The organism is Candidatus Symbiopectobacterium sp. (assembly GCF_020054415.1).
Taxonomy (GTDB): Bacteria; Pseudomonadota; Gammaproteobacteria; order Enterobacterales; family Enterobacteriaceae; genus Symbiopectobacterium.
In genome coordinates, this window is record NZ_JAHWCO010000187.1 from 1 (window position 1) to 4,801 (window position 4,801).

Sequence of the window (4,801 nt, forward strand, 5' to 3'; positions counted from 1 at the left end):
CCGCGCTGCTTGAGGGCCTTGTTATAAGAGGGCCAGTTGGTGATTTTAAAATTTTGTTTTGCCATGGAGACCTGATTTTGAAACAACTGTGGAGATCTGCTCCGATGATTACCCAAAAGTTCTATTTATTCAACAAAGCCGAAAAAGGGCACTTATCGCCCTCATCCTGAAGCCCAAACATTGATGCCAGAGAATGCGGCGAAGAAATTCGCCGAACGCTTCCGCCTGCAACAACAACTTTACCTGGCTCGGCATGAGTCCGAGGAGAAACACAAATGAGCATGTCATTGATGGCTAGGGCCATGAATATCAAGGTAGGCAATCCGCTACGCAAGCTGGTTCTCCTTAAGCTGGCTGATAATGCGAATGAAAAAGGGGAGTGCTGGCCGTCTTACCAACACATTGCTGACCAATGTGAAATAGGCAGATCAACGGTCAAAAGCCATATCAGAGCACTTGAACAAATGGGAATGCTGCGCAGGGAATTTCGCAAGAATGGTGAGCTGAATCAATCCAATCTGTTTTATCTCACGCTCGACAATTCAGTTAAGCAACCCCCTGAAAATAGTGGGGCAGGAGATGACCTGGGTCAGGATCTGCCAGAGGGGGTAGGGCAGGAGATGACCGGGGGTGGGTCAGGAGCTGCCCTGGGGGGTAGGGCAGGAGCTGCCCCCATAACCAGTCACTCTTTTGAACCAGTCATAGAACCGGTAAAGAATATCCCCTTACCCCTTGCCGACAAGAAAACCAAATTTGTCCCGCTAACCGAAAAACCGTCGAACGTGTCAGCAGAGGTTTGGGCCGACTGGGTGAGCCACCGGAATGAAATCCGTCACCCGTTGACCCCGACCACCTGTAAGCGCATCAGGTCGATGCTGGAAAACCATGTGAATCCGGATGCGGTGATTAACCTGTCCATCGAACGGGGTTGGCAGGGATTGTTCCCCGAGAAAATCACTGAGCCAGCCAATACCACGCCCGCGTTCGATGTCTCCCGGTTGACCGAAGAGCAACGGCGTGAACTGGCCCTGTATGAACTTCTGGAGGGGCGATGAAATCATGGCTAAAACGGGTTTTGATTGCCGATTACTGCCACGGGGTTATGCCGATATCGGCAGTGAGGCTGGGCTTTAAGATTTTTCGATTGGAGGCTGTATGACTATCCAGGAATTATCCGGCCTGTTGTGGCAGCAGGTGGAGCAGGTGGTGGTGCACTTACTCCCTAACGGTCGTCGCGTCAATGGGGAATGGGTTGTCGGTGATTTGGACGGCAACAAGGGGCAATCGCTCAAGGTCAATCTCACCGGCAAGCAGGTCTGGTGCGAGTTCAACGGCGGACAGGGTGGCGACTTGCTGGACTTGTGGGTGTCGGTACGACATGTCCAACTCCACCAGGCGATGCAGGAGGCCAAAGCGTTTCTGGGTGTCAAGGACGAGGACAGCGCCTTTCTGCCTAAACCGGCAAAAATCTTCAAGAAACCTGAGCGCAAGGGCGTCAAAGGCTCCCGCGACTGTTTCGCGTATCTGGCCTCAAGGGGGATCTCCCACGAGACGACACAAGCGTTCAAAGTGACCGACGCGGTGATATTCAACCACGAGACCAAGCAGGAAGTCCCTGCCATTGCCTTCCCCTACCTGCGCGACGGTGAGTTGAAACAAATCAAGCGGTTGGGGATTGAGCGTCATGACGGTAAAAAAATCATCATGGCCGAGTCCGATTGTGAACCCTGTCTGTTTGGCTGGCAGGCCATCAACCCCAAAGAGCGCAATCTGGTGGTGATTTGTGAAGGCGAAATTGACGCGATGAGCATCCACCAGTACGGCATCCCGGCACTGTCGGTTCCCTTCGGTGGCGGAACGGGGGCCAAGCAGCAGTGGATTGAGCATGAGTACGAAAATCTGTCACGTTTCGAAGAGATATTCCTGTGCATGGACATGGATGCCGCCGGGCAATCCGCCGCCAGGGAAATTGCTACCCGGCTGGGGATCCATCGTTGCAGCTTTGTGAAACTCCCTCACAAGGACGCTAACGAATGCCTGGTCAACAATATTTCAGTGGAGCAGTTTCAACGGCTCTTCATGGACGCTGAGACGTTCGACCCCACAGAACTCAAACGGGCGGGCGAATTCCGTCAGGAAGTCCATGCGGCTTTTTTTTCACCCGCTCCCGGTCTGTTCTCCAGTCCGTGGCCCACGCTGGAGCAGAATTTCAGATTCAGGACGCACGAACTGACCTTGGTCAACGGCGTTAACGGACACGGCAAATCGCAGTTTGTGGGACATCTGGCGCTTGAGGCGACGTACCAGGGGGTGTCTGCCTGCATCGCCTCGATGGAGCTACGGCCCGCTATCCTGCTGAAACGGATGATTCGACAAGCCGTATGTACGGGGAATACGTCACCGCAGGATGTAGACCGGATGATGGACCTGCTTGATGCGCGGATGTGGTTGTTCAATGTAACAGGTAAAGCCAAAGGAGAGCGGATTTTGTCCGTGTTCAAATATGCGCACAAGCGCTATGGCGTCAAGCTGTTTGTCGTGGACTCGCTGATGATGTGCGGACTGAATGAGGATGATTACAACGGCCAGAAGGCGTTTATGGAAGCGCTATGCGAGTTCAAGCTGACTTACCCGGTGCATGTGCTGTTGGTCACTCATCCCCGAAAAGGGGAGAACGAAGAAAAACCGGTCGGCAAGATGGATGTCAAGGGAAGCGGCGCTATCACGGATTTGACGGACAACCTGCTCACCGTCTGGCGCAACAAGGCGCGTGAAGCGGTGGTAGAGAAAGCGAGGAAATTTGGTAACGAAGTTTTATCGGATAAAGAGCAAAAGCTACTGGAGTCCCCTGGGACGCTGTTATTGCTCGACAAGCAGCGTAACGGCGAGGGCTGGCAGGGGAAAATTCCCCTGGTTTTCAACCTGCTGAGTAATCAGTTTCTTGCCGACAGAAAGAGCATTCCGTTTAACTACGCACGGGGGGAGTCACAAAGTGCGGTGATATCTGAAATGCGCCGTATGGCGGTTTAACGAAAACAGCGAGGGAAACAGGCATGACAGCCTATCTAACAGAATGCATCGTGGGGCTGCTGGCAATGGCAGCTTTTTTTTGGGTAGGTAAAAACGCCCCCCATGGTTAACGATGTCACTAGTGGTCAACTGGTACACCATTGGCAACCCGTTTACCAACGGTGCTGGCGTTTACCATAGCGATTGGAGGGGCGAGGTGTCGGTCAAGGTGCTTCATCGACAGGGCACAAAAAACACGGCGCGGGGCCGGGTGGGGGGGTTAATCAATAATTCCGTCTTTTTTTCTTTGCTCGAGTATTTTCTTGTCCAGCCTTGCTCTTTGTACGTCTGTTATGGTCGAAGGTAACTTAAAAGACAGAATCAAAGCCATAGAGGCAAAAAAGACATAAAAATACTCAACCCAAAGCCTGAGTTGGGGGTAACGTACCTTCGGCACAAGATAGGAAACGAATATTAAAAATAATGTTATCAGATAGATATGGAACAGGATTTTCGTCCTTGTTAATCTGGCCTTGGGCAATTTACTGCTTAAGTATGCTCTCCTCCATGAGCCGCCACTATCTAGTACTGACGGATCACCCATCACACTTATAATAGCTATTAGTATCCCAGCCAAGACGGAGTACATTGTAACTAATACATTGATTGCATTTGAGTTATCTGATATTGATGGCTGACCATAGTAAGCAGCAGCGGCACTGATTGCTATTGACAAAAAGAATGTTAACACCTTCTTTTTGCTTACCCTTTCGCTCATTGCATCATCAATCCATCTTGTTCAAGCTCTTTGTAATATACCCCTAGTTTATGCCATGCGTCTGTGCGGTCAACCGTTTTACCGTGTTTTAATATTTCGATGTCTCGCTTGAGTTGTATGTCATTCAGACTTATCCGTTTACCATCTCTAGTGACAATAGTGTAGTCTGTTCTAGACTCCTCCTGGATAAGATTTATTCCCATCTTAGACATTTTGTCTAGCCCAAGCTTCCCGCCTTTTTTCCTGCTATCAAAACTCAAGATGACCTTAGCGCTTACGTTCTCATTTGGCTCTATGTCTTGGTGGCTATCGTCATCGGCAAAAAATGTTTTTATTCCAGCGACAATTCCACCCATGAGGCTTTTCTTCATGGAGCTATTAAACCAACCAAGCGTTGCTTCATACAAGTCAGCATTAAGTTCAATTCGGCTGACGCCCTCTCTGTGAATAATTTGTAATTTGTTTGCATTTCCTACCTTGTCGAAGGCTATTCTTCCAGATAGTTCGTTGACATATATATCAATCATGGATGTTATGAATTTTAACCCTACAGAATCACGTACATTGCTTGCACATGTTAGTACGTGGTTGCCAGATACCAGAACAAAAACATCGCCATCAATCCAATCCTTATCCTCGGGCGGATCTTCGGTATCTACGTCTCCAGTGGTCTGATTTGACGATGGTTTATGAATTGAGTTTGCCTGCCCACCTGGTTCATATTTAACTATGTGTAACAGGGATACTGTTTTTTTGTTGCCACCATGGAGAGTAAGCTCTTCAGATCCAATGTGAATCCCCTGCGCTTCATATTCGCCATAAGTAATCGTTCTAGATTCAGTTGATGGGCATAGATCTAACGCTTTATTCAGGTAGAACGGCTTTGTTGAATAAATCAGAACTTGTAACGACTGCGCCCCATACGGGTCGATTGTTACGTGATGCGAATACTGTTCGGCATTCCTAATAGCGTGATCCGGTTAAGCGCTTTGACCATGGCCATGGCTTCACCCA

4 protein-coding genes and 1 pseudogene are annotated in these 4,801 nt (G+C 49.6%); 2 read left to right on the forward strand and 3 right to left on the reverse strand.

Annotated elements, in window-relative coordinates; genetic code table 11:
* The first annotated feature begins 275 nt into the window (after positions 1 to 275).
* Positions 276 to 1,055 carry a helix-turn-helix domain-containing protein gene (locus QZ506_RS05555; protein ID WP_291969640.1) on the forward strand — a complete coding sequence of 260 codons (780 nt, stop codon included), beginning with the start codon at positions 276 to 278 and terminating at the stop codon, positions 1,053 to 1,055.
* Between the two features lie 100 nt (positions 1,056 to 1,155).
* Positions 1,156 to 3,030, forward strand: coding sequence for a toprim domain-containing protein (locus QZ506_RS05560; RefSeq protein ID WP_291969643.1), 1,875 nt, complete (start codon positions 1,156 to 1,158; stop codon positions 3,028 to 3,030).
* Between the two features lie 259 nt (positions 3,031 to 3,289).
* Here the strand turns inward: QZ506_RS05560 and QZ506_RS05565 are convergent, their stop codons facing one another.
* The 3 genes and pseudogenes from QZ506_RS05565 to QZ506_RS05575 all read right to left on the reverse strand — a co-directional run.
* Positions 3,290 to 3,787: a hypothetical protein gene (locus QZ506_RS05565; protein ID WP_291969645.1), complete on the reverse strand. Its 498-nt coding sequence runs from the start codon at positions 3,785 to 3,787 to the stop codon at positions 3,290 to 3,292.
* Positions 3,784 to 4,314: a hypothetical protein gene (locus tag QZ506_RS05570; RefSeq protein WP_291969646.1), complete on the reverse strand. Its 531-nt coding sequence runs from the start codon at positions 4,312 to 4,314 to the stop codon at positions 3,784 to 3,786. The genes QZ506_RS05565 and QZ506_RS05570 overlap by 4 nt, the downstream gene beginning before the upstream one ends.
* Before the next feature lie 407 nt (positions 4,315 to 4,721).
* Positions 4,722 to 4,801 (reverse strand): annotated as a pseudogene (locus QZ506_RS05575) (lipoprotein); the annotation flags it as partial.

What these genes read in the sequence shown, in the direction of transcription:
- QZ506_RS05555 (WP_291969640.1), top strand. Translation starts at nt 276, where the DNA reads ATGAGCATGTCATTGATGGCTAGGGCCATGAATATCAAGGTAGGCAAT.
- QZ506_RS05560 (WP_291969643.1), top strand. Translation starts at nt 1,156, where the DNA reads ATGACTATCCAGGAATTATCCGGCCTGTTGTGGCAGCAGGTGGAGCAG.
- QZ506_RS05565 (WP_291969645.1), bottom strand. Translation starts at nt 3,787, where the DNA reads ATGAGCGAAAGGGTAAGCAAAAAGAAGGTGTTAACATTCTTTTTGTCA.
- QZ506_RS05570 (WP_291969646.1), bottom strand. Translation starts at nt 4,314, where the DNA reads ATGATTGATATATATGTCAACGAACTATCTGGAAGAATAGCCTTCGAC.